17 protein-coding genes and 1 pseudogene are annotated in these 23,699 nt (G+C 60.8%); 7 read left to right on the top strand and 11 right to left on the bottom strand.

What is annotated here, in order from left to right; all coding sequences use genetic code 11:
* Positions 1-101: 101 nt before the first annotated feature.
* Positions 102-743 (bottom strand): HD domain-containing protein, encoded by a 642-nt coding sequence (locus tag ACZXDY_RS00090; protein ID WP_464343989.1) that lies wholly within the window; start codon positions 741-743, stop codon positions 102-104.
* 811 nt (positions 744-1,554) lie between these two features.
* Between ACZXDY_RS00090 and ACZXDY_RS00085 the strand changes: the two genes are divergently transcribed.
* Positions 1,555-2,790, top strand: a complete 1,236-nt coding sequence (locus tag ACZXDY_RS00085; protein WP_464343988.1) for an efflux RND transporter periplasmic adaptor subunit — start codon at positions 1,555-1,557, stop codon at positions 2,788-2,790.
* Between the two features lie 26 nt (positions 2,791-2,816).
* Entirely contained in the window at positions 2,817-5,981 is a 3,165-nt protein-coding gene (locus ACZXDY_RS00080) for an efflux RND transporter permease subunit (protein ID WP_464343987.1), read from the top strand.
* A gap of 284 nt (positions 5,982-6,265) precedes the next feature.
* Here ACZXDY_RS00080 and ACZXDY_RS00075 read toward each other — a convergent pair.
* From ACZXDY_RS00075 to ACZXDY_RS00065, 3 genes and pseudogenes are all read right to left on the bottom strand, one after another.
* Positions 6,266-6,708: pseudogene (locus tag ACZXDY_RS00075) on the bottom strand (MarR family winged helix-turn-helix transcriptional regulator).
* Between the two features lie 218 nt (positions 6,709-6,926).
* Positions 6,927-7,565, bottom strand: a complete 639-nt coding sequence (locus ACZXDY_RS00070) for an HD domain-containing protein (protein ID WP_464343986.1) — start codon at positions 7,563-7,565, stop codon at positions 6,927-6,929.
* Positions 7,566-7,768: 203 nt separating this feature from the next.
* Positions 7,769-8,791: an RES family NAD+ phosphorylase gene (locus ACZXDY_RS00065; protein WP_464343985.1), complete on the bottom strand. Its 1,023-nt coding sequence runs from the start codon at positions 8,789-8,791 to the stop codon at positions 7,769-7,771.
* 181 nt (positions 8,792-8,972) lie between these two features.
* On the opposite strand from ACZXDY_RS00065, the gene pdxR reads away from it, so the two are divergent.
* The 3 genes from pdxR to ACZXDY_RS00050 all read left to right on the top strand — a co-directional run bounded on the left by pdxR (position 8,973) and on the right by ACZXDY_RS00050 (position 12,175).
* Complete coding sequence (gene pdxR / locus ACZXDY_RS00060; protein ID WP_464343984.1) at positions 8,973-10,388, top strand: MocR-like pyridoxine biosynthesis transcription factor PdxR; 1,416 nt, start codon at positions 8,973-8,975, stop codon at positions 10,386-10,388.
* A gap of 221 nt (positions 10,389-10,609) precedes the next feature.
* Positions 10,610-11,026: a cupin domain-containing protein gene (locus tag ACZXDY_RS00055; RefSeq protein WP_028165758.1), complete on the top strand. Its 417-nt coding sequence runs from the start codon at positions 10,610-10,612 to the stop codon at positions 11,024-11,026.
* 192 nt (positions 11,027-11,218) lie between these two features.
* On the top strand, positions 11,219-12,175 hold the full coding sequence (locus ACZXDY_RS00050) for an NADP-dependent oxidoreductase (RefSeq protein WP_464344377.1): 957 nt from the start codon (positions 11,219-11,221) through the stop codon (positions 12,173-12,175).
* Positions 12,176-12,581: 406 nt separating this feature from the next.
* Here ACZXDY_RS00050 and ACZXDY_RS00045 read toward each other — a convergent pair whose 3' ends face one another.
* Positions 12,582-15,134: an ATP-binding protein gene (locus ACZXDY_RS00045; protein WP_464343983.1), complete on the bottom strand. Its 2,553-nt coding sequence runs from the start codon at positions 15,132-15,134 to the stop codon at positions 12,582-12,584.
* A gap of 120 nt (positions 15,135-15,254) precedes the next feature.
* Positions 15,255-15,566: a hypothetical protein gene (locus tag ACZXDY_RS00040; protein ID WP_464343982.1), complete on the bottom strand. Its 312-nt coding sequence runs from the start codon at positions 15,564-15,566 to the stop codon at positions 15,255-15,257.
* A 740-nt stretch (positions 15,567-16,306) separates the two neighbouring features.
* Here ACZXDY_RS00040 and ACZXDY_RS00035 point away from each other — a divergent pair.
* On the top strand, positions 16,307-16,582 hold the full coding sequence (locus ACZXDY_RS00035; protein WP_464343981.1) for a LysR substrate-binding domain-containing protein: 276 nt from the start codon (positions 16,307-16,309) through the stop codon (positions 16,580-16,582).
* 7 nt (positions 16,583-16,589) lie between these two features.
* Here ACZXDY_RS00035 and ACZXDY_RS00030 read toward each other — a convergent pair whose 3' ends face one another.
* Genes ACZXDY_RS00030 through ACZXDY_RS00015 form a run of 4 tightly spaced genes read right to left on the bottom strand, consistent with a single transcriptional unit; the run spans position 16,590 to position 21,630 of the window.
* Entirely contained in the window at positions 16,590-18,962 is a 2,373-nt protein-coding gene (locus tag ACZXDY_RS00030) for a hypothetical protein (RefSeq protein ID WP_464343980.1), read from the bottom strand.
* A gap of 30 nt (positions 18,963-18,992) precedes the next feature.
* Complete coding sequence (locus tag ACZXDY_RS00025; RefSeq protein ID WP_464343979.1) at positions 18,993-19,742, bottom strand: ABC transporter permease; 750 nt, start codon at positions 19,740-19,742, stop codon at positions 18,993-18,995.
* A gap of 8 nt (positions 19,743-19,750) precedes the next feature.
* Entirely contained in the window at positions 19,751-20,752 is a 1,002-nt protein-coding gene (locus ACZXDY_RS00020; protein WP_464343978.1) for an ABC transporter substrate-binding protein, read from the bottom strand.
* The gene (locus tag ACZXDY_RS00015; protein WP_464343977.1) at positions 20,749-21,630 is read right to left on the bottom strand and encodes an ABC transporter ATP-binding protein; all 882 of its coding nucleotides are present in this window, start codon (positions 21,628-21,630) and stop codon (positions 20,749-20,751) included. The genes ACZXDY_RS00020 and ACZXDY_RS00015 overlap by 4 nt, the downstream gene beginning before the upstream one ends.
* Before the next feature lie 20 nt (positions 21,631-21,650).
* On the opposite strand from ACZXDY_RS00015, the gene ACZXDY_RS00010 reads away from it, so the two are divergent.
* On the top strand, positions 21,651-22,469 hold the full coding sequence (locus ACZXDY_RS00010) for a GntR family transcriptional regulator (RefSeq protein WP_464343976.1): 819 nt from the start codon (positions 21,651-21,653) through the stop codon (positions 22,467-22,469).
* Between the two features lie 320 nt (positions 22,470-22,789).
* On the opposite strand, the gene ACZXDY_RS00005 is transcribed toward ACZXDY_RS00010, so the two are convergent.
* Positions 22,790-23,044 carry a hypothetical protein gene (locus ACZXDY_RS00005; RefSeq protein WP_464343975.1) on the bottom strand — a complete coding sequence of 85 codons (255 nt, stop codon included), beginning with the start codon at positions 23,042-23,044 and terminating at the stop codon, positions 22,790-22,792.
* Between the last annotated feature and the right edge of the window lie 655 nt (positions 23,045-23,699).

Below are 23,699 nucleotides of genomic sequence, written 5' to 3'. Positions count from 1 at the left end.
TAGCGCCTTGGCATCCCGCCTCAGCGCCGATGTTTCCAGGGACGCTGCACACGTGGCAAACGGTTATGCTCGGGAGGCAGTTCACAGGTTTGGACGGATACTCAGTGTTTCCGGTGGGAGCCCATAAAGCTGCGGCACAGGCTTGCGCGCGGGAAGTTCGGTTCATCCAACGCAACAATATCATCGCTGAAGGTGCCAAACGTGCTGTCAGGTCTATGCTTCACGCCCTGATGGAATTCCTCGATGATCTCGCGCTTGAAGTCTTTGCTAGTTGGATAGGCGGCGGTCACTGCCTCGCGTTGCTCGCTCGGGAAATGGTCGGAGCCCCGGCCCACAACATCCATTTCATCTCCTTGCTGAAGCAGGGCGATCTCGGGATGCATGTATTCCGGGATGTCCAAAGTCGTGTGAAGGGCCACAGCTGTCCAAACTTTCTGGATATCTCTTTTGGAGATACTATAGTTCTGAAGAAATTCGCGCGCGGCATTCGCGCCGTCCACTTCAAAGGGAAGCTGGCTCTCCCGATAACTCTCGGTAAGGCCGATGTCGTGGAACATAGCTGCTGTGTAGAGAAGTTCCGGATCAAACGTTAGGCGCTTCCGCCTCCCAATCAGTGCGCCCCAAAAATAAACCCGAGTGGAATGGTAAAACAGAAGGTCGCCCTCTGCGTTGCGAATGAGCTGCGTTACTTCGCGCGCCATTTTGCTGTCGGGAATCTTTACGCCGAAAATCTTTTTAGTCATCTGCGTTCTCCTCAGGAAGCATCGAGGCTCGGCCGAGCGGCGCCTTCCGCTTTGGACAATGCTGCCACGAGAGATTGAAGCTGCATCGGAGCCGCTCAGGCCGGAGGTCATGGCGAGCAGATGCGCACGGTCCGAGCCATAAAGCAGCACCATGATTTGCAATTCTGAGTGTACCATCGCGCGATCGCCGCGCTCCCCATCGACTGCGTTTTATGGCGCGGCCGCCGCGGCTCAGCGCCGGGAATGGTTGAACAGACCTACGCGGGCTGCCTCATGCCGCCGCAGGAACCATCAACTGCATTATGCGATCACTGCCCCAGGATCCTGAGACTCTCCGTGCGCGTGTCGATCCGCGCGAACGACTTGGGTCAATGAGCGATGCACCCGCATGATAGCTCTGTATATCGAGGACGCGCCTAACCGCATTGCGCGGCGCCTGCATCGTTCGCGCGCTCGTCTCACATTGATCCCGACCCGCGACCATACCAAACGCGCGTTTACGTCGGCCTTGTCTTCAGTCCCGCGGAGACCAGACATTGGACTTTCTATTCAGTAGAGAGACAATTCGGCGCACGGACCCGGAGACCCGATCGGCGCTGCCGCAGCAGCACAGCACGGTGCAATCAGAATTGGCAATCTTGGTACTGTCAAACGATCTGACGGGCCACATCTCTCTCCTTGATGGCGCTTCTGCATCGCGGCGCGGCGTTGAGATGTTTCCGGCTCCCGCTCCTGCCGAGAACCAGATCGGCTCTTACTGTTAGAGTTCTCCAAACGAGAAACGTCATGCAGAGAGAGATATGGACGGTCAATGGATCAAATCAGCAACCGCTCGGAGATTGGAAGGTCACTCGGCTCCTCGACCACGCAACGATGGTGGAAGTTCTTGAGCACAGGCGCGGCTCTTGTAGCCCTAGCGCTCGGATACTTCGCATCTTCTCGCTACAAAGATGATCACGCGGCGCCGCGGCAAGCGGGAGCACTTCCGGTAACAGTAAGCGAACCCTTGCGGCGAGACGTAGATTCCCGGCTCGGATTTCTTGGACAGTTCTCGGCCATCGACCGCGTGGAGTTGCGCGCTCAGGTTGGAGGTGTCCTCACCGAAATTCATTTCAAAGATGGGCAAATCGTACACAAGGGCGACCTGCTTTTCGTGATCGACCCGCGTCCATACGAAATCAGACTTGCGCAGGCGAATGCGCAGCTCCACACCGCAGTGGCGCGCCTCGCACTGGCGAACAATCAGCTCTCACGCTCACAATCGCTCCGGCGCGATGACTTTGCGACCCAAGAAACGGTCGACCAACGCACCAATGAGCAGCATGCCTCCGAGGCAGCGGTGGAAGACGCCAGAGCCCGCATTCGAGATGCTCAGCTCGACCTCGAATACTGCCGGGTCACGGCGCCTTTTACCGGACGAATCGGCGCCCGCCAGGTTTCAATCGGCGACCTGATCGCCGGCAGCCGAGCGGCCGTCAGCCCGACCACATTGCTCGCAACGCTGGTTTCGCTCGATCCGCTCTATCTCGATTTTGACATGAGTGAATCCGACTACCTGGCGTTTTCACGCGAACGTGCGCACATTGCCGGCCCACTCGCCGACACGATCGCGTTTGGCCTGAGCGACGAGACCAATTTAAAAAGGCACGGCACCCTCGATTTCGTCGACAACGCTCTTGATCGCTCGAGCGGAACGATCCACGCCCGAGCTACCGTGCCAAATCCGGATCTGTTTCTCGCGCCTGGTCAATTCGCGCGGCTTCGTGTGGCTGTTGCGGCGCCGACGCCGGCTCTCCTGCTGCCCGATTCGGCGCTGGTGCTCGATCAGTCGCAACATCTGGCCGTGACGGTTTCTCCGGACGCGACCGTGGTACCGAAGATTGTGCAACCGGGAGATCTTAGAGGCGGCCTCCGGGTGATCCGATCGGGCCTTGAACCGAACGACCGGGTCGTCATCGACGGACTGGTGCGGGCTAGGCCAGGCACGAAAGTCGTGCCGCAGCATGGTGCGATCCATTACGACCCAGCCGCCGATGGCCAAGACTGAGCAAAAGCTGCGACTGGAACGATCCCATGCGCCTCGCACACATTTTCATCGATAGGCCCATATTCGCGACCGTACTGAGCGTCTTCGTCAGTTTGATCGGGCTTGGCGCGCTCGCCATTTTGCCTGTCGCTCAATATCCGGAGATCGTGCCTCCCACGGTTCAGGTAACGACCACCTATCCGGGCGCTTCCGCGGAGACGGTCTCGCGGACCGTTGCGACGCCGCTTGAGCAACAAATCAACGGCGTCGAGAACATGCTCTACTTGACTAGCCAATCGACCGGTGACGGCAAACTCACCGTAACCGTGACGTTCCGGATTGGGACCGACCTCAACGTCGCGCAGATGCTGACGCAAAATCGCGTTCAGGACACCCTCCCTCGGTTGCCGGAAGACGTCCAACGACTTGGGGTGCAGGTGAGAAAGGCGACGCCCAACATTCTTTTGGCAGTTCACCTCTATTCGCCGGACAGTTCGCGTGACACCCTGTATTTGTCGAACTATGCGACGCTGCACGTAAAGGACGTGCTGGCGCGGCTATCCGGCGTGGGCGACGTGCAATTCCACGGCGCGCGCGAATACGCGATGCGCATTTGGCTCGATCCGGACAAGGTCGCGGTTCACAATTTGAGCGCGGGCGAAGTCCTTGCGGCTTTGCGAGCGCAGAACATTCAGGTCTCGGCCGGCATCCTCAACCAGCCGCCGGTCGCCTCAGACCAGGCGTATCAGCTCAACGTGCGGACGCTAGGGCGGCTCGCTACGCCGGAGCAATTCGGCGCCATTGTGCTCAAAGCTGATCATGAGGGGCGCGTTACCCGCATCCGCGACGTAGGCCGTGTTGAAGTCGGTGCGGCGGACTATGGCTCTACGGCCTTCTTGGACCGCGGACCGGGCCTGCCGCTGCTCATTTTCGCCCAGCCTGGCGCCAATTCTCTGACGGTGGAGCACGAGGTCCTATCGAGCATGGAGTCGCTTTCGAAGGAGTTTCCGCCCGGCGTCGCCTATAAAGTTATCTACGATCCGACCATATTTGTCGGCAAATCCGTCGACGAAGTCATCACCACCATCTTCGTTGCGATCCTCTTGGTTGTAGGCGTGGTCTTCCTCTTTCTCCAGAGCTGGCGAGCCGCGATTATTCCGGTGATTGCGATCCCGGTGTCTCTCGTCGGCACCTTCACGGTTCTCTACGCGGTTGGGATCTCCCTCAACAATCTTTCGCTGTTCGGGCTGGTGCTTGCGGTTGGCATCGTCGTCGACGACGCCATTGTTGTGGTCGAAAACGTTGAAAGGAATCTGGAACGCGGGATGACGCCTTCAAAGGCAGCCTATGTCACGATGGACGAGGTGGGCGGCGCGTTGATTTCAATTGCACTGACACTTTGCGCCGTGTTCGTGCCGTCAGCATTCCTGTCGGGCATTTCCGGCCTGTTCTTCCGCCAGTTTGCGGTGACGATCGCCGCGTCGACGTTGATCTCCTGCTTCGTCTCACTGACCTTGAGCCCAGCGCTCTGCGCGGTTCTGTTTAAGGCGCACGAGCCGGGCCAAAAGATTCGTCCGTCCGGCATTCGCCGCTTAGTGCGGGCAGGATTTGACATGTTCAATTTTGGATTCGAGTGGCTATCGACGAGGTATGGGCGCGTGACGGGTCGCCTCGTCCAAGTGACCGGCGTAGTACTGTTGGCTTATGCTGCGCTGATCGGTATCGCCGGCGTCCAATTTGCCCGTGCGCCGACGGGGTTCATTCCGGAGCAAGATCAAGGCTATCTGATTTCCGTCGTGCAACTACCGCCGGGTGCGACGCTGGATCGCACCGAAGCTGTCCTTAAGAAGGCGATCGACATCATCTTGACAACGCCAGGCATCGAACATGTCGCGCCTTTTGCCGGGCTGGACGCGACGACCTTCACCGTTGCCTCAAATGCCGGGACGATTTTTTCGGGGTTGCCGTCCCTATATAGCCATCATATCGATGGCGTCACTGCGAGGACCGTTCTGGACGACCTGCGCAAACGCCTTTCCGCGATACAGGATGCCCATGTACTGACCATCCCGCCGCCTCCGGTACAGGGCCTCGGCACTGCCGGCGGTTTCAAGATGATGCTTCAGGATCGCGCGGGGCTTGGTTCTGAGGCACTCGCCCGCGCAGCGCAGGCGCTCGTCGGGGCGGCCAACAAGGATCCGAGCTTCGCGGGGGTCTTTACCTTGTTCGGCACCGGTGCCCCATCGATCTACGCGGATATCGATCGCGAGAGAGCCGAGAAAGTCGGCCTGACCCCGACGGACGTGTTTTCGACGCTGCAAGTTTATCTCGGTTCTCAATACGTCAACGACTTCAATTATCTTGGCAGAACATATGAGGTGATTGCGCAGGCCGACGGAAGCTTTAGACGAGATCCGCAGGATATCGCACGGCTCAAAGCGCGGAACACGTCGGGCGAAATGGTACCCATTGGGACAGTGGCTAGATTCAAATACGAGAACGTTCCGTACCGAGTGCCGCGGTACAATCTTTTCCCCGCGGCCGAAATCATGGGAGTAGCCGGGCCGGGCGTGGCGACAGGCACGGCGCTGCAGAGGATGGAAGAGCTTGCGCGGCAGGTTCTGCCGCCCGGCATCGGGTTCGAGTGGACCGAACTGGCCTTCCAGCAACAGCAACCTGGAACGTCATCTCTGCTCATTTTCGGTGCGGCAGCCCTGTTTGTCTTTCTGGTGCTGGCGGCTCAATATGAGAACTGGAAATTGCCACTCGCAGTGGTCATGATCGTGCCAATGTGCCTGCTCGCATCAGTTACAGGCTTGGCAGCACGTGGCTTGCCCATCGACATCCTGGCGCAGATCGGTTTCGTTGTTTTGGTGGGCCTCGCGGCCAAGAACGCGATTCTGATCGTAGAATTTGCACGACAGGCCGAAGAGCACGGTGCCACCCCAGGTGACGCGGCGGTCAGCGCCGCGCGGACCAGGCTCCGGCCTATTCTTATGACATCGCTCGCATTTATTCTCGGCGTCGCTCCGCTCGTTGTTGCGACCGGCGCAGGCGCAGAGATGCGGCAGTCGCTAGGGACCGCCGTTTTCTCGGGCATGCTGGGCGTAACGGGGTTCGGTCTTCTGTTTACGCCGGCGTTCTACGCCGTGGTTCGCGGGTCTGCTCGAAAAGCAAGCCAACCGGCGGACGTCGTCCATGCGCCAAAGTGAACCGTGGTGTTTTTCGTCGCCTCGCTCCGTTCGGTAGCCGAAGTGTCACTTGCTTTCGCTCGGACGAGATCCGGCCACGGGAAGCGCACCCAAAGCGGGCGCGGTTCATCTGGCCGCGATTGAACCAGCACTCCGAAGAACGGGTTTTAACCCCATGCGTCTAGCTGTTTCCGCAGGGGCAATGATGGTGCGGAGCGCGATCAGTCTTATGAAATTATACCAGCGCGCGAGCCGACTGCGGCTGAGCAGAAGCGGCCCGGCCCAAGGTCGATTGTTTGAGCCGCTCAGATTGCGCAGTCGATCAGCTTCTTCAGCAATCGTTTAAGCTCGCAGACTGAACTAGTGCCGCATCTCTGCACGATCTGCGCTTCCTGACTCATCGCCAGCAAATCGAGTTGGTGACATAGGATCCTGCCGCGGTCGGAGCAGAACATCAGCACTTTTCGACGATCGTTGGGATCCGAGGCCCGACACACCAGAGTATCCGATACCATGCGGTCAATGATTTTCGTCAGCGTTGGATGATTGAGCAGCACACTTCGGCAAGGTCGCTCATAGAGCGTCCGTTTCCGTCCGAAAGCACCTTCAGAATGCACCATTGCTCAACCAGCATGCCTTCGTTGGCAAGGCGTGATTTAAGCTGCCGGTTGATCGCCCGATTTGCCTGCGCGAGCCGATAGACGAGATATTCGGTGATGGGGGTTTCCTGACCGGACTGCTTGGCCATGGGGCGACAATTTTCAAGCCTTTAATTCGACCGGAACACGAGACTTGGCGCGCCATGGGAGGCCATGCATCATCCGATCACCACACCTTCCCGACTGACGCGCCCGTGGCGCTGCCGAGATAGATGGTCAACCGAACCAGCAGCCCTTTCATTCTCGATGTGCAGCGGGAGAATGGATGCTGTACTGGCGTCATTCACCGGGTCAATCGTTAAATGACTCAACTGCTCCACGGAGCATCATGGATGCGAGCGCATACGCTTGGCTTACGGAATGTAGGATCACGATGTTCGATAAATTCGAAATTGACGGTACCGAACGTCGTTTTAGGCTTCCTTAAGGCCGAGCAAGTCTGAACTTCAATAAACTCTCTCTTGAAATCGCCGCGAGGAAAGGCGGCTATCACCTGGTCCCGTTGCTCTGGCGTGTACTCGTCATATCCTCTGCCGACGACGTCCATGAGGACGCCCGCGTTGGTTAGAGCGATTTCTGGTCGCATGTACTCGGGGATGCCGGGTGTCGTATGCAGGGCGATCGCCTCCCACACCAGATCCGCCTTCGGTTTTGGGATGCCATGGCTTCGGAGAAATTCGCGCGCCGCATCGGCGCCGTCGACTTCAAAGCGCTTATCCTGGGTTTGGTAAGCATCGGCAAGACCCAAGTCATGAAACAGCGCGGCGATGTACAGCAGTTCAGAGTCGAAATTTAGGTTCTGGCGGATTCCCTTCATCGCACCGAACACAAACACACGAACCGAGTGGTTGAACAGCATCTCGGTTTCATGTTGCCGCACGAGTTCGGTGGCTTCGCGCGCGATCTTGCTATCGGGGATCTTAACGTCAAAAGCAAAATCAGCCATTATCGAACTCCTATCTTCGTTGCTGCGATCTGCGCTGCCTGGGTTGACTTGGCTCCCACGACGCTGATCCATCGGCATCGCTACTAGTGGCGAATAGATGCGTTGCGCTTGTTTACTGAACAGTACCAAGTTTGCCGATTCGGACTGTACCATCCTGGGATGATTGCTTTTCCCGTGCACTTGGTGCGCTCGCGCGGACTCGCCTAAAGATTGATGCTGTCCCGTTTTTCGCGACGTTGCCGTTTCACAGTGAATTCCTCGGTCGCGAATTCCACGCGCTTTACGCGATGCACCTCTATACTTTCGGGGACGATGCGAAGACTAGCTTCGCGCCAATCGACGTCCCGCGGGTCAAGAGGCATTGCTTCCGCAATTGCAGTGAAGTCCAGGCGTTTCGGCTCTCGTTCGCTTTTTTGAGTCTCCTTATGCAACGGTGCAATTTTCTCAACCACCTCGTAATCTTCCACCCAGCCATCCTCTGCCCAATAGCCCGTGCTCGCGCTAATCTCTGTTCCCTCCGGAACACTCAGGGCCTCCACACGGGCTGCCTTGTGAAAAAGGACGACGTAAAGATCGTTTCCGACGGCCTGCACTGATGGAGAAATGATGCCGTCAATCGGCACCGAAGCTTCCGTCGCTAGAAAATCGGCTATAGCCTGCGTTGCGAGGCATTCAAACGGATCATCATCGGACATTACCGGCCGCACGATACGCCCACTCAGCAACCGCAGGAACACGGCGCCTTCCATCCTCCCAGCTAACCCGAAATCAGCAAGGCTTTCGGTGACCCGAACGTCACTGAGGGCGGTCAAATCGAGTAGTCGTAGCTTTCTGATGATCTCGAATTGGGCCACCGCGATTTGGCTACCAAGAGGTGGGCGCACCTCGGCAATAGCCGCTTTCTGATTGCTTGCGCCGTAGAAAACCGAGCTATTACGCGCGTTCATGCGACCAGCCGCCGCAAAAGGTGCTGGCGGCGCGCTGAGGTGGACGTCCGGCCTGCCGAGCGCAGCTTCGAGTCTCTCGTCTGATTGAAAGACCCTAGCGCGATAGAGGGTATGAAAATCCGTTCCCGGACCCGCATCCACCACGAGTGGACGGCCGTCGCGCGTTTGCAATTCGCCAATGAAGATTGATGCGAGATGATTTGCTGCCGTCCGATTGAAAAAGCGCGTCTCGGCTTTGAGTGAATTCCCGAAGTTGCGCCAATCCGTACCTTGAGTCACTTAGCGTTCTCCTTGTGAGGCACCAAGCCTCGGCTGAGAAGGCCTTCTGCTTTGGACAACTCTGCCACAAAAGATTGAGTTGCATCGAAGCCGCTCAGGCCGTTGGTCATAGCGACTAGATCGGTTTGCCCTGATCATAAAACAGTACCAAGATTGCCAATTTTAACGGTACCATCGCGCCATGGCTGCCCTCCCCATCCAACTTGATCGTGACAGACGGACCCCGCTGGCTGTCCAGATCTATTGCGCGATCCGAGACGGCATCGAGAACGGGCGGCTCGCCTCCGGCGCGCGCTTGCCCTCCTGGCGCGATCTGGCCGCTCAGCTCGGCGTCTCCCGCGGCACCGTGCGTGTGGCCTACGAACGTCTCATCACGGAGCAATTCGCGATCGGTCTCGGGTCGGCAGGCACTCGTGTGGCCGAGCGCCCGTCCCGATCCTCAATGCCCGACCGGTCGCAGGAGGCCCCGCTTCTACCGGACCTGTTCTACGAGTTTGGAAGCGCACCGCGGGCATTTCAGATGGGCGTCCCCTCTCAGGACGCCTTCCCGTTCAAGCTGTGGTCGCGCATCCTGACTCGTCAGACCCGACTGGTTGCGGCAGCGCCGGTGACGTATCCGGATCCGCGTGGCGATCCGGAGCTGCGCAAGCAGGTCGCGGCTTACTTGGGGCTGGCCCGCGGCATTCGGTGCAGTGCCTCCCAGGTGCTCATAACGGGCGGATTCTCCGGCGCGCTCGGCCTGGCGATCCAAGGGCTTCAGCTTGGAAAGACGGGAGCTTGGATCGAGGATCCGGGCTTTCCGCTCACTCGCACTGCGCTGGTCCTGGCTGGCATGTCTGTGGCAGCTGTCCCGGTCGATGCGGAAGGACTGGATGTTGCCGCTGGTGTTCAGACTGCACCGGGCGCGACACTGGCAGTCGTGACACCGGGCCAGCAGGCGCCGCTCGGAATGACGATGTCGCTGCAGCGACGGCTCGCGCTGATCGCGTGGGCTCGGCGGAGCGATGCCTGGATCATCGAGGACGATTACCTGAGCGAACTGCAACTGAAAGGACGGGCCGCTCCGGCTCTTGCATCCCTCGATCATGGGGGACGGGTGCTGCACATCGGCAGTTTCAGCAAGACGATCAGTCCGACGCTGCGCCTTGGTTTCATGGTCGTGCCGCAGGAACTGAGTGGTCCATTCGGTGAGCTCGCCGCTTGCTTGGCGCCCGCGCCGGCTGCGGCCGTGCAGCGAGCGGTGGCGGAATTCCTGCGGGAAGGGTGTTATCTTCGCCATCTGCGCCGCACGAAGCGGCTTTACGCCGCCCGACGGGAGACCCTGCTTCGTTGCCTGGGAGAGATGGCGTCTGACCCGGTAGAGGTGCAAGCAACCGCCGGTCTGGCAGTGATTCTGTCACTTCCCGATTTTGCGTCAGACGTGGACATCGCTTCGCGCGCCCTACAGTTCGGCTTGGCGCCCGCACCCCTGTCCCCGTGGTACATGCAGTCTTCCCGACGGAAGGGATTATTGCTCGGCGTGACCAATCTCAATGAACGGCGGCTGCCGGCGGACTGTCGCCGGCTATTGGAGTTGGCGCGATCGCACTGCAACTGAACATCGAGGCCAACTCTCTTGATGGTACATTGAGAGTTGCCAATCTCGGTACTGTTTCCGATCAGGCTGCTCCCTATCTCCCGTGAGTAGCACCCACTTGACGCGGATCCACCGCCAACATCGATTCGGACAACGTCTCTTCTGCGCAATCGTTCCGCTTTCGACTGCCCAACCCGCTACCTGGACGGCTAAGGAAAGTCGAACCTGTTAGGGAGGACGTGATGCGAACTTTCTCGGCATTGGCACTATTCGGTGCAGCACTCGTGTTAGCAGCGGTCGAAGTGTCGGCTGCAGGTGCGCAGGAGGACGAAACCGTAAAGCCGGTCTTTCAGCATGCGATTCCAAATATCCCCGGCAAGAATTTGGTCGCCGTTGTCGTGAGCTACCCACCGGGCGGAAAATCCGTGCCGCATCGCCACGCGAAGTCGGCCTTTATCTACGCTTATGTGCTCACCGGCGCCATTCGAAGCGTGGTGGGGAACGAGCCCGCCAAGGTCTACCAGGCGGGCGAGAGCTTCCACGAGGAACCCGGAGCGCATCATAGGGTCAGCGAGAATGCCAGCGCGACCGAACCTGCCACCCTTTTGGCCGTGTTCATCGTCGATGCCGCGGACGAGCCATTGACGATACCGGACTAGAGTTCAGAGTCGCGACAAAGCCTGCGAAGCCGATCATCCTCGTAGGAGGTTCGTGGCTTGCGGGAAACGGTCAAGCGCAGGCGCAGTGTTTGAACTCGGCGAGGACCAGAAACTGACTCATGTCCTAGCAAGGAGCCCAGCATGGCAAATACTCCTGTCGGCAATGCGACCCAAGGCCTAGCTCCCCCCTCCATGTTGGCGTGGCGAGTACACGAATTCGGACCGCCGGAAGCGATGATTCTGGAGAAGGTGCCCAGGCCGGTTCCTGGTCCGGGTGAAGTCCTGATCGAAGTTCACGCTGCGGGAGTTGGTCCCTGGGACGGCTGGATCAGGGCCGGCAAAAGTGCGTTGCCGCAGCCTCTTCCGCTTACGCTGGGCTCTGATCTGTCCGGAACAGTCGCGGCTCTGGGCTCGGGTGTTTCCGATATCGCTCTTGGAGAGCAGGTTTTCGGTGTGACCAATAGCCAGTTCGTTGGCGCCTACGCAGAGTACGCGGTGGCCTCTGCTGGGATGCTCGCGAAGAAGCCAAGCTCGCTGACCTACGCGGAAGCGGCTTCAGTTCCCGTTGTCGCAGTCACGGCGTGGCAGGCTTTATTCGATCATGCGCGCCTCCAAGCGGGTCAGACGGTCGTCATTCACGGAGCTGGAGGAAACGTCGGCGCCTACGCGGTTCAGCTCGCTCGTCGCGCTCGGCTGCGCTCCATTGCGACGGCGGGGACCAAAGACATCGAGTATGTACGGTCTCTCGGTGCGGACAAGGTATTGGACTATCATGCCCAACGTTTCGAAGATGCGGTGAAGGATGCCGACGCGGTACTCGATCTGGTTGGGGGTGAGACACAAGAACGTTCATTTCAGGTTCTTCGCCCGGGCGGCAAGCTGATTTCTGCGGTATCCCAGCCTGACCAAGCCCGCGCAAAACACCACGGTGTCAGCGCAGCGTTTTTTCTCGTAGAAGTGACCACCGAGCGGCTGCGTGGCATTGCCGACCTTATCGATCGCGGTGAACTGAAGACCCATGTCGGTATGGTTCTTCCTTTTGCCGGTGCGCGAGACGCTCACATGATGTTGGAAGGTCAGTTGCGGCCGCCAAAAGGGAAGATCATCCTCAACGTAGAAGCGACAGGCGACGTCCCCGCGTCCGCTTGAATTTGGCTTAACATGAGCTTGGCCGGCAAGCAGGCGTGAAGGCCGCCGGGGGGCGCCACGCAGGTCGGGAATACACGTCCCAAGGAGCACGGATCCGAACGTCACGCACTTCGTCTGTCAGGATCAAAGCATCGCCTCGGATAGATTGGCGCGACGACTGCGTTCGGCAGTAGTCCAAGCAAGCCATAAGCGAGATGCGGTTTAATATCGGCTTGATGCCGCTTCTTTTTGAACGAAGCTAAGCTAACTCGCTGCGGTCTGGCAGTGATCGTTTCGTTTCCCGAGTTTTGCGTCGGACGTGGATCTCGCGTCCCGCGCCGGTGCCCCTGTCACCATGGCACATGCAGCCGCCCCGGCAACAGGGATTGCTGCTCGGCGCGAAATGCGCCGATATTTTCGTCCCTGCCTAATCATCGCCTTTCTGCAGCACAGAACGCAGACTTTGAGCTAGCTCGGATCGGCTGAACGGCTTTTGAATAATTGGAAACTCTTCCACCGCTGCGTGACGATCGAGCACATCTTCCGCGTAGCCCGAAGTAAGCAGTACCTTGATCTCGCTGCTCCGTCGCTTTGCTTCGCGGGCGAGCTCAACACCATTCGGCCCGTTCGGCATTACGATATCGCTGAAGAGTAGGTCAAATTCCTGGCCACTCTCGATAATCCGTATGGCTTCGGTGCTATTCCGGGCACAGAGAACCAGATAGCCGAAGGTGGTCAGCATTGCTGATGTGACCTCCAATAGATCGTCATCGTCGTCGACCAAGAGAATTCGCTCGGAGCCTCCGCGCATGCGTTGAGATTGATCGGTTTCCACCTCGGCATGATGCACTTGTGGGGCTTTCGGCAGGTACAGCGCGATCGTGGTGCCGACATTGGGCGCGCTTTCGACGGTAACATACCCGTTGGACTGCCGGACAAAGCCATAGACCATGCTAAGACCGAGGCCGGTGCCTTTGCCGACTTCCTTGGTCGTGAAGAAAGGCTCAAAAATCCGGTCCCGAATTTCGGGAGCCATCCCGTGGCCAGTGTCGGCGACCGCCAGCCTCACATATGGTCCGGGTGGGCACCCGGCTACGGCTCCCTCATCGAGGACAACGTTCCGCGTCTCGATCTCGAGCACGCCCCCATCCGGCATCGCATCGCGACCGTTTAGCGCGAGATTCAGGAGGGCTGTCTCCAGCAGGGACGGATCGACCTGGCACAGCCATAACTGTTTATCAGTCCGCATTCTGACCTCGCATCCTCCTCCGACCGCCTGACGGACGAGCCCCTGGAATTCAGAGATCAGTTCGTTCGCGTTTACCAGTTTGGGCTTGAGTTTTTGCCGGCGTGAGAAGGCGAGGAGCTGTGCGGTGAGCTTCGCTCCCCGATCACTGGCGCGCCGCGCGGTTGCGGCGAACCGACGGATATTGCCGTCATCCGCCGCGCCCTCGATGAGCTCGAGGCTTCCCGATACGACCGCAAGCAGGTTGTTGAAGTCGTGAGCAACTCCGCCCGTGAGTTGTCCGACGGACTCCATCTTCTGACTCTGATGCAGTTGCTCCTCAATGAGCTTGCGCGCTTCCACAGCATGCTTCTCCTCCGTGATATCTCGGAAGAAGATCGCGAGACCCTCGCCCGAAGGGAACGCGTTGACTGCATACCATAAGCCCCGCCGAGAGCAGAGTACTTCGAACGAAACCGGACAGCGGCCCGACATGGCGTCTCGAAACTGCCTGAGGATTTCGGTGTTGGAGGCATCCAAAAGGACCTCCTGTAACTTCATGCCGATGAGTTCCCGCCCTTCGGCGATCTGTGTCCAGGCCCTTTGGTTGAAGAAGCTGATGCGCCAGTCGCGATCGAGGATGACGACGCTGTCGCTCGTGCTTTCGAAGACCGCCGTGAGCCGGGCCGCGGCGTCTTCCGCTCTCTTCTTCGCGTCTGACAATTCCCGCTCACGATGTTCCAGTGCGTCGGCCATGGTATTAAAAGCTTTGGCGACTCGCGAGATTTCGGACTTGTCGCGGATCTTCACGCGCCGGGCGTAGTCGCCGAGCCGCCATTGGTTCGCGGCGTCCACCAATAATCCAAGCGGGCGATGAATGAACTGCCGGGCCCCAAGCAGGGTCAGAACTAACACCATCACCGCACTTAAGGTGATGAGCAGGATATCGTGTCGCGTGCGACGCTGGACCTCGGCAAACGCCTTCATCTTGTCGAGGCCAAAGCTGACGCGCAGTCCTTCGGAGTCGGGCCCGAGAGCGGAGAAACCAACAATCCGCTCGACGCCGTCGACGTCAATCAAATCCGCGGTGGGACCGTGGCCCAGCATCGGTTCTTTCTTGCCAACAAAGCTTCCGTTATCGGGATAACGGGCGAGGTATATGCCGTTGCGATCGGTGACGGCCAGCGCATCTCCCGCTGGAACATCCATCTGTGCAATGTAGTCTGCCAGCCAATCAAGGCCGAGCGGTGCGATAACAACGCCGCCTATTCGACCGTCATCTCCATAGAAGGGCAGCGCAAAATGAATGAGCTTCCGGTGAATTGAAAGACCGGTCGAGAATTCTCCGACAGTAAACGCACCGGTCTTCAACGCCTCCGCGAAGTAGGATCGCCCGGAGACATTGACCGGCTTGCGATCACGGTCTGTATCGCAGAACGGTTGGCCATTCTGGTCGGTAACCAGGAAAGTGAGGAACGCCGGAAACCGCGATTTCATCCCTCCCAGCGCCGCATTGCATGCTTTGCTGTCCTTCGACTTGATCGCGGGAAGTTCCGACAGCGCAATTAGCACTTGCCGAATGCCCTGAACGATCTGCAGCTGCTCTTTGGCGGCGAGCCGAGCCAGGTTGAGCGCCTGGTTCTGTACTTCGAGCTGGCGCGCGCGGCGCAGCTCAACTTCGTTGTACGCCTGGATCGCGATCGCGGGCAACAATGCGACCGTAAGAAGCGTCCATAGGCGCGAAAAGATTGTCATTCGAGGACATCCTGATGATAGCCAGCATGCGGACGCATTGGCCATCCTGCGAATTGGTCGGTGCATCTCAACCGCGCGAAACACTCGCCAGCGAGAAGTTCAGGACGGCGTACTCCCGGCTCAGTGGTACCGGCACCTGGCTTCGATGACCGGCATGCGGGTTGTTATGAGGGCGGCGAGCACTGCGGCGAAACCGGATGAAACGGTTGCAGGCAAGTTGATGTGGATGTCGAGCAGTCCTGCGCTGGCTGGACGCGCCATCGCGCTGGAAATGGGTGCGCGCGAGTCACCCGCTTGGACAACGAAGTACGTGTGGTTCATCGCCTCCGCCCACATGCGCGATGCGATCGGGGCCGAACCGATGCGATTCGGCTTGCCGGAGAAGCCGAAGCCGGGAATCGAAGGCCTGGCATTGTGGACTGCGTCCTCCACACATCCGCCATAGCGTGCGGCGTCACCGTTTCGCCGACGCCGTGGACAGCGGCGGGATTTGTAATGGTGACGGCGACAGCCGCAACGGCTTCGCCCATCATAGATCGCATTTTCATGACAGCGTTCTCCTTACTGCGTCCCCTGGCCCGGATAAATGCCCTCGCTGTGGTTCGAAAAGCACCAAGAACATACAAACATCGTGTACCGTCGAGGTGGCGAGATTCGAACCCACTATCGCTTCTCAGCTTGCACCGTGGGAATTGCTTTGAGGCCAACGCCGGGGACGACCGCAGTGTGCGGGACGCCTCGCCGCGCTCTGCGGTAATCCGGCTTTATTCCTCAATAGTGCTATGTCGGGGGATCGTTGGTAGCGGGGGGCGATTCACGCGTTTCCCCCTCCCCCCTCGGAACTCTTCATCGTCATCCGGAGGGAAGGAAAAGCCGCTTGAGGGCGTTCTCTCTGGCGCCCATTTCTGAGCCAAATGGACACGCGAAAAATGGGCTCGAACCCGCGACCTCGGGCGTGGGCCTTCCGGTTCGCCTGCGCCGATGTCGCAAGAACCGGTGGTTGCGGGGACACGCAACACCCGGATTCCTGCGATTGGTCGAGAGGGCAATTCCCCGCCTGGCTGCGTAGATCGACCGTTGTCCTTCGAAGGCACTCGTCAACCCCGTTGCTCAAAAAATAGTCAGAAAGACCCGGCGCGGCTGGGGCGTCAGCGTAGCTTTCACGCCGCTACATGTCCTGCAACGACATGACCGCGCGGCTGCTTGCGGCGCAAAACAATCTCGGCATCGCCTTGCTCAGCGACTACGTCGCCGCCGCGGCCGTCAGAAGCGGTGCTCTGCTCCGGCTTCTTCCCGATTTCCCCGTCTCGGACCTCTGGCTCAAGGCGATGATCCGGTGCGAACGGATGTCGATCCCACGGTTCACCGCACTGCTGGCCCAGATAAGCCATCGGAAGCCAAGAGTAGACAATCGCAAGCGCAGATTGGAGACGCGGCTGCTAGTCTAGTCCTCCCTCAATTGCCCGGCGTCAGGAAGATCGGCGACGTCCAGATTCTCGACTGATCCCGCTGCCGCGCGGTGATGAACAGCGGATGCTCGACGCCCGATGTGAGATCGAGGTCAGAGAGATCGATCTCGCCGCCGAAATCGCGCGGCAGCGCGACGTCAGAGACACGCTCAACGGCCACCTCCAGCTCGATTCCGCTGAGAGCGAGCGCGCGGCCGCCTGCAAGAAGGCCGGTGCCGGAGATCTCGAGGCTGAACTGCGGCGCATGTACGTGAGGCGACGGACTCAAGGGATCACCGACCTTCACATAGCCTGTAATGCCCCCTCGCACTTCGATCCTGGCACCCGCGAGGCTCGACAGGGTCAATTCGATGGCATCCGTGTCTCCATGGGTCGCCGTGACAAATCCCACGGTCGTCGTGTCCTTGCGCCAGGCCCGCTGTTCCGGATGATCGAATCCGACGCCGCGGATATCAAGGATTGCGGCGCCAAGCACCGTGATCTCGCCGCTCCAGTTGGCGGCACGATAGCGATCCCTGATGCGCGCACCGGCGAGACGCACCCTCACCTTGCGCTCGGAGAGACCGGCTTCCGCGTTCAGGTCCCGGCGCCAGATCAGGCGGCCGGCATCGAACAGTTCGACGCTTTCCCAGCCCTGATCGCCCAGCAGCCGGTAGGTCAACGGCTCATGCCGACTGGCGGCGACAACCTCGCCCATCCAGGCCGCGCCGAGCCGCAGGCTCGCGAAGCTGCGCTCGCCGGTCGTTGCGAAGGTGCGCCGCGCGCGCAGCGCCTGCCCCACACTCGCGCGGTCGAGGCGCTCTGCGAGGACGCCCGTCAATCCACCGCGGGAGCCGAACACGGCCGTAGCCGGCGCACCGCCGCCGCATCGTCCCTGGTGTTCGTCACCCGCAGCGGACGCACCCACGCGATAGCCGCGCGCCAACGCGTCGGTATAGAACCAGTGAAACTGTCCCCAGGACGACCCCACCTCGACAAGGCGCTCGAGTTCAGGGTGATGCCAATCGAGGATGCAGCGTCGCCCGCCCACATGGGGAATGAGGAGATGCTCCTCCGGGCTATCGGCATACGCCGCATAAAGCTCGTCAACCGGCCACACGCCGGGGCGAATGGTGCCGGCCGTCGTCTCGTTCCACTCGAACGAGCGCACTGAATGGCCTTCTGCATCAAACGGAAACCGCGGCTTGCCTTCCCCCAGAAACACAACGTTGCGGTCGCCGCCAGCGCTGGAGTTGCCGCACCACTCGGTCCCCGGATAGCAGACGAACCGGCCCGGCGCGTTGAGCCCGGCAATGATCTCGACCGCCCGCTCCCAGTCGGCCTGCTTGATGTTGAAGTCGTTGACGGTGTACCCGACGATGTCGAGCGCCGCCACGTCGCGGCCATAGGCAAGGTTGTAGAGCGTATCGTTGGTGCCCACGGTGTCATGGGAATGCACATGGAGGTCCGCGTAAAGCGGACGCATGTCCTGCGCAAGCGGTTCGACCTGGACGAAGGCAACCGCCGGCGCGGCGAGACCTTCGACCTGCGCCTCCAACCGCCACTCGCCTCTGCGCTCCAATGCCAGGCCGTGGACGCGCGCGACGTTCCATCCCTCGGCAGCGAAGTTGAGCGGCTGCGATTGCACATGCCCGGCGGGATCGATCAGGCGCAGCTCGCCACGCGCTGCACGGTCGCGACAGGTGTTGCCCCACAGATCGTCCAAGCGAACCACGATGTCGAACAGAGACTGCGGTGCCACCAGCCGCGGCGCGGTCAACACTGGCGACCGCGGCGGCCCGGGCACGATGTTGATGACACAGTCGCCGGGCACCTCTGCGAATTTCGAGCTGCCGAGCGGGTCGATGAACAGGCGGAAACGAAAGTCCTTCTCGACGAAGCTCTGCACGCGGGTGCCACCGCCGCCCTGCCGGCGGTCGCCGAGCCGGATCACGATGCGGTCGCCAGGGTTGAGATAGCCGTCCACGATGTCGACGATGATCGCCTTCTGGAAGGGCCGCTCGTGCCCTTTCTGGTCGAAGCGCACCTTCAAGCCCTGCACCGTCGACGGGCTTTGCCCCGGCCGCAGCGGTCCGGCGTGATATTCGGCGGACACGTAGTTCGCACCGGCCGGATCGGAGGTCTGGAACAATGCCCAGTCGGAATAGAACTGGAACGCGAGCTTGAGCCAGGCGCCGTCGGCGAGGCCGACCGCGCCGACCTCATAGACCAGCTCGATCTCGGTCCATTCGCCGGCGACGATCTGCTCGCGATTGCAGCTGACCCGCCCGAGGAACGGCAAGGCCTTGTTCTGCTCGTACAGGCCCTGTGGCGCGACGTAGCGGCCGGCGCGAATGCGCGGATCAGTCTCTGCGGTCATGCGATGCTTTCTATGAGGGCTGTTTCAAAATCATGGGGTACGCCAGGCCTGGTAGTGGCGCTCGACGCGACGAAACACCAAGCTCTCTGCCAGCCATGCGATCAGGCCGATCAGCACAATTCCAAGCAGCACCTGGCTGGCATTGCCGACCTGGCCACCCATTGCGACCATCCAGCCGATGCCCTGCGACGCTTCGATCATTTCCGCGGCGACGAGTGCGCGCCAGGCCTGGCTGAAGCCGATCCGCAGCGCCGCAGTGACGAAGGGAAGCGATGCCGGCAGATAGACGTGACGCAGCAGCTGCACAGCGCTTGCGCCGAGCGTGCGCGCGGCGCGCACCTGGCCGGCAACAATGCCGAGCACGCCTTCCTGGATGGTGACCGCCATCGGGAATACGGCGGCGACGAAGATGACTACGGCAATGGCGAGATAGCCGAGCCCAAAGAAGATCAGGCAAAGCGGCGCCCAAGCGATCGGTGGAATGGCCATGAACAAGCTGACCAGCGGCGAGGCGAAGGCGCGGAACCGCTGCGACAGCCCACCGGCAGTGCCGATCGCCAGCGCGACGAGCACCGCCATGGCAAAGCCGCCGGCTTCGCGCGCGAGGCTTGCACCCACCTGCCGGCCGAGATCGCCGCTCCGGATCCAGCGCAACGCTTCAATCGCGACATCCCAGGGCTGCGGCAGCACGTAAGGAGGCACCCGGCTCGCGGCCATGCACCAGACCAGCAGCAGAGCCGGCAGCGACGCCCAGCCCCAGGACGGTTTCGGCATACGCATTGAGGACGTCAATTCTGCTCGACCGCGCGCGTCCATGGACCATCATCGACGAGCTGCTCCACCTTCAGCGGCCGCGCGAGCAGACCTTGATCACGCGAATAGTCCATCAGCCGCTGGATGAAGGCGCGGTCCAACACGGTCAGCTCGTCAGACCAGCCCAGGCGCTTGCGCGCCTCGGCGACAATCGCCTCCGGCGGGATCGTGCTGCCGTCCCGAGCCGTGACCGCCTCCAGCTTGAATTCGCGGGCGATGATCTGATCGGCCTCCGCGGCATGATCGCGCAGAAAAGCGATTGCCCGGCGATGTGCGCGCAACAATTTCACCAGATCGTCAGGACGATCCTTGAGCGTCTTCGCCGGCGCCATCACGACATACCATGGATATCCTGGAATGGCCGCGTTGACGTCGAACACGAGCCGGCCGCTGCCGCGCAGCAGCGCCTGGCTGACGAACGGCTCCCAAGAAAACACCGCATCCACCGTGCCGGTGTCCAACGCCGCGTTCATGCTGCCGACGGGCAGCTGCGACAGCGCCAGATCGGCCTCGGGATTGAGAGCCGCGGTGTCCTTCAGCACGTAGCCGCGTAGCAGCACATCCATGCCGCTGCCGCGCGCCACGCCAGCGAGTCTGCGGCCACGCAGGTCATCGAGACTGCGGACCGGTCCATCAGCCCGGGCCACGACCGCGGCCTGGCCGTAGTTCACCTTCGCAAGGATGCGGCTGTCGAGGCCACGAGAAAACCACTGATAGACCGGCGGCGCGCCGATATAGCCGACATCGAGCTCGCCGCTGGCCATCGCCTGCTGAATCAACGGGCCGTCGCCAAACGGCTTCAGGTCCACCTTGAGACCTTCCTGGGCATAGAAGCCCTTCTGATCGGCGATCAGCGCCGGCGCATTGGCCATGGCAGCAACCCATCCGATGCGCAGCGGAGCCGGTTGGCTCTGCGCCGACGACGGCCCGCTCGCCGCGAGCATCGCGACCATCGCACACAACAGAGATCTGATCATTGGACTGACTCTTGTTCGACAAAGGAAGCGGGCGTCGACCGCGCCTGCATCACACCGGCGATCCGCTGCAACAGCGTGTCGCAAAGCTCGGCGAACCCGGGCAGCACGCGGGTGCGGCGAAGGTCGCGCGGCCGCGGCAGATCGATCGTGACCTCGCTGTCCAGGCCATGGGGAGGGAAGCCCAGGACGAGCACACGATCGGCAAGAAAGACCGCCTCCTCCACATCATGGGTGATGAAGAGAATGGTCTGGCCGAGCGTGGACCACAGCCGCAGCAGCTCCGCGTTCATTGCGCTGCGCGTGATCGCGTCCAGCGCGGCGAACGGCTCGTCCATCAGCAGCAGGCTTGGTTCGAGTACGAGCGCGCGTGCGAGGGCGACACGCTGCTGCATGCCGCCCGAGAGCCGATTTGGCAGCTCATCGGCCACATCAGAAAGGCCGACCAGGTCCAGATACTGCAGCGCCTTGCGCCGCTGCTCGTCAGGATCAAGCTGCCCTGCCATGCGCAGGCCGAACCGCACGTTCTCGCGCACGCTCAGCCACGGAAACAGGTTCGGCGCCTGGAACACGTACCCGAGCTCGCTCATCTCGGGCCTGACCGCGCGGCCGTCGATCGTCACCGTGCCGGCATGCGGCGCAAGAAAGCCTGAAAGCAAGTTGAGCAGAGTCGTTTTGCCGCAGCCTGAAGGACCGAGCAGCGCGACGAACTCGCCGGGCCTCGCCTTCAGTGTGACATTCCGGAAGATGTCCCTCCCCGGCCGGTAGCCAAAACCCATGCCATCAACGATGAACGAGGCGCCGCGACGCGTGGTCGGCGCTGCGGCGCGCGCAAACTGAAAAGGCTCGGTGGCGCGGGCGCTGGTGTCGGTGGCAAGCATGTAATACATTATGATACAAGTTGACGCTGCCGCAACCGGCGCGCAGCGGCCGACCGCAAAACGAAAGATCCGCCCCTGCTTCCGGCTGGAATGAGCACAGAATGTCTCTCGTGAGAGAAAACGCGACAGCTCTCTACCAACAGATCGCCGATCGGCTGCGCCAGGAGATCGCGGCCGGCCGGTTCGAACCCTCCGGCCGCCTGCCCTCGGAAGCCGAGATCGGCGCGCGCTTCGACGTCAGCCGGGTCACCGTACGCCTCGCCCTCGACGATCTGGACAAGGACGGCCTGATCGACCGGAAAAAGGGCAAGGGCACTTTCGTCGCCGGCAAACAGGTGCGCCACGAGCTCAACGTCCTGCGCAGCTTCCACGAGACGTTGCGGCGCCAGGGACTGGAAGCCACCATGCGCGTAACGGCCCTGCGCATGGTCGCAACGCCAACCGCCCTGCGTCCCCTGTTCGGCAAGGCACGCCGCGATTGCCTGCTGCTTCAACGGCTGCACCTGATCGACGCGGAGCCGATCGCGTTCGGCCGCAGCTACCTTCCCGTGGACATCAGCAGCCTCACGCGCGCGGAGGTGGAGCAACAGCCGACCTACTCGGTCATCTCGACCCTAGCCGGCGCCCCCGTGATCCAGGCGAAGATGGAGCTCGGCGCACAGATCGCCAGCAAGGAGCTCGCCGGCAGTCTGCACACGACACCGGGCGCAGCTCTGCTGACGATGGAGCGGACCTCGTACTTCAGGGACGGCAAGTGCGCCGAGCACTCGACCTTCTTCATCAAGCCGGAGCGCTACAAGTTCGTGCTGAACGGAATCTTCAGTGAGACGGCATCATGACGTGCATTGCGAACGGCGTATGAAAACTAGAGTTCCGCGGGCGGGGCAATGGGCGGCCGGCCGGAGACAATCGCCTGCTCCAGCAGATCGAGGCGATCCTGGCCCCAGAACGGTTCGCCGCGATAGAAATTGCCGCAGCTGCGTGGTCACAAGCAGCGACGCCTCGTCGAGCTGAGCACTTCGACATCTCTGACGCCGCCGGACTTTGCGAGCCATATCTGCATCGCGATGCGATAGCTGCCGAGATCCGTAGAAGTGGCTTCCCGCTCCGCGCAAAAGCGGCGTACCGCCGCGCGTTGCAGGAGCACGGTGTAGCGCTTTTACGCCGGAACGCTGGACGGCTCCCCCGCCGCTGCATCATGCTCCGCCAAACCACACATGCACATGTAAAGCGAAGCGGCGGCGATCGAAAGCGACATGAGCGCGAGCGTGACCACGTCAACAGCCGGATATTGCTCCAATTGATTGACATCCAAGCCATCTAAGAAGGGGCGACCTACTAAGGTCCAGGAAATCAGTACCGCAAATCTTATGTCGAGAACATTGCCATAGCGGAGCGCAACCGGCAGCCGCAAGCGTGGGACCACATCGTTGCGCCCGTGATTCCGGAGGGATCGAAATGCAGACCGGCGGCGTACTGACGTTCGAACACAGGACAACGGAAAGCTTGCTCAGCGCCCGGTATAGATTCTGAATGGAGAACCGGAGGGCGAAGTCCGGTGGATGCTACGGCTACCCCTCCACCACCTTACTTCAATTCTGGTCATGGACGAAGAAGGAGCTCGCGACATCAATAAATGCGCTGGAATCGGCCGCCCAGGCCGGACTTGTCGACGCCATCTGGGGCCAAACCGGCCGGGCCTTGCGACCGGCTCGGCACTGAGGCCATCTCGCTCGAAGTGTGATTTGCCCTGCGCGGCGGCCGGGGGTTCGAGTCAGTGGAGCGCTACCGCCTTTCCCCACACGCACCAAACCTACGATATTGCATCCAATCCTTCGCGTGAGGCGGCTCGCGAGCACTATGCAAGAGTGTCTTTAGACGCTTGACGACAGGTGTTGAACGGTCGTGAACCGCAGATCGCGCGAAAGCGGACGATCTCGTGGGAAATAGAAGCGAGCCCCGCCTTTCGATGCATCGTCGTCTCCACTCTAAAGCGGGATGGGGTTAAGTTGAATCGATTTGGGATTCCCAAATCAGTGAGTTTCTGATTCACCATGCTGGCTGGGCAG

The organism is Bradyrhizobium sp. LeoB3, from assembly GCF_055456055.1.
Note: the sequence above shows the minus strand (reverse complement) of the source record. Positions and strands in the feature narration are given on the sequence as shown.